The sequence below is a fragment of the Rhizobacter sp. P2_H2 genome (assembly GCF_056403375.1).
Map to the genome: position 1 here is coordinate 1 of NZ_JBFUFP010001395.1, position 1,161 is coordinate 1,161.

The following is a 1,161-nucleotide window of genomic DNA, read 5'->3' on the forward strand; positions in this document are numbered from 1 at the left end:
CCCCCAACGCCTTGCGCATCGAAGAGGCCCTGAGCCGAAGTGCGCCTCTGGCTCACTTGCAGCGGCTGCTGCAGGAGTCGAATGCACGCTTCGATGCGGTACGAAACTGTCTGCCGCCCACACTGGCCCTGCATGTGAAGCCCGGGCCGGTCGACGATGAGGGCTGGTCTCTGCTTGCGGCCAACTCTGCGGTCGCCTCCAAGCTGCGCCAGCTGCTGCCCCGGATGGAGCAGACACTCCACGCCCGGGGCTGGCAGGTTACTGCAATACGGGTGAAGGTTCAATCAACCTGAGGCCTGACGTGTGTCAGGTGGTTGATGGATGGTGCCCCCGGCAGGAATCGAACCCGCGACCTTCGGTTTACAAAACCGCTGCTCTACCAGCTGAGCTACAAGGGCTTGAGGCGGGGATTCTATTTGATGCGCTTGAGCGCCGGACGCGGCCCGCCACCGCCAGCAGGAGGTTCGGGCGGCTTGTCTTCATCCGACTCGCGGGCCGGCGTGGCAACGGCCGGCTCGGCATGGCCTTCGGTGGTGGCCAATCGCAGGCCGCCACCCGCGGGGCGATCGGCCGGCGCGCCGTCATCCGACTCGCCGGCCGTCTCGGCCGCCGATTCGCTGGGCATCGGGAACGCCATGCCCTGCCCGTTCTCGCGCGCATAGATCGCGATGACGTGGTCCACCGGCACCGCGATCTCGCGCGCAATGCCGCCGAAACGTGCCTTGAACTCGATCATCTCGTTGCCGAGCTGCAGGGCCGTCGTGGCCTCGAAGCTGACGTTGAGCACGATCTCGTTGTTCTTCACGTACTCGGCCGGCACCTGCACGCCGCGGCCGACGAACACCGCCAGGTACGGCGTGAAGCCGTTGTCGGTGCACCAGTCGTGCAGCGCACGGATCAGGTACGGCCGGGTCGAGGAGCCGGCGTTGCCCGGTGCCGTCGGAGTGGAGGCCATGCTGGATCCGCGCCTTACTTGCGCATCACCTTCTCGGACGGCGTCAGCGCCTCGATGTAGGCCGGGCGCGAGAAGATGCGCTCGGCGTACTTCAGCAGCGGCACCGCGTTCTTCGACATGTCGATGCCGTAGTAGTCCAGGCGCCACAGCAGCGGTGCGATGGCCACGTCGAGCATCGAGAAGTCGTCGCCCAGCATGTACTTGTT

At 66.1% G+C, this 1,161-nt stretch carries 3 protein-coding genes and 1 tRNA gene; 1 reads left to right on the plus strand and 3 read right to left on the minus strand.

Going from position 1 to position 1,161, the window contains the following annotated elements:
* Window positions 1–293, plus strand: a 293-nt coding sequence (locus tag AC1D15_RS33375; protein ID WP_477829443.1) for a DciA family protein, incomplete at its 5' end; no start/stop codon positions are given.
* Between the two features lie 29 nt (window positions 294–322).
* Here AC1D15_RS33375 and AC1D15_RS33380 read toward each other — a convergent pair.
* The 3 genes from AC1D15_RS33380 to AC1D15_RS33390 all read right to left on the minus strand — a co-directional run.
* A tRNA-Thr gene (locus AC1D15_RS33380) sits at window positions 323–398 on the minus strand.
* A gap of 14 nt (window positions 399–412) precedes the next feature.
* Window positions 413–955, minus strand: coding sequence for a ClpXP protease specificity-enhancing factor (locus AC1D15_RS33385; protein ID WP_047500860.1), 543 nt, complete (start codon window positions 953–955; stop codon window positions 413–415).
* Window positions 956–969: 14 nt separating this feature from the next.
* On the minus strand, window positions 970–1,161 hold a 192-nt coding region (locus AC1D15_RS33390; RefSeq protein WP_477829444.1), incomplete at its 5' end, for a glutathione S-transferase C-terminal domain-containing protein.

Coding starts and splice junctions, on each gene's coding strand:
- AC1D15_RS33385 (WP_047500860.1), bottom strand. CDS start 955: ATGGCCTCCACTCCGACGGCACCGGGCAACGCCGGCTCCTCGACCCGG.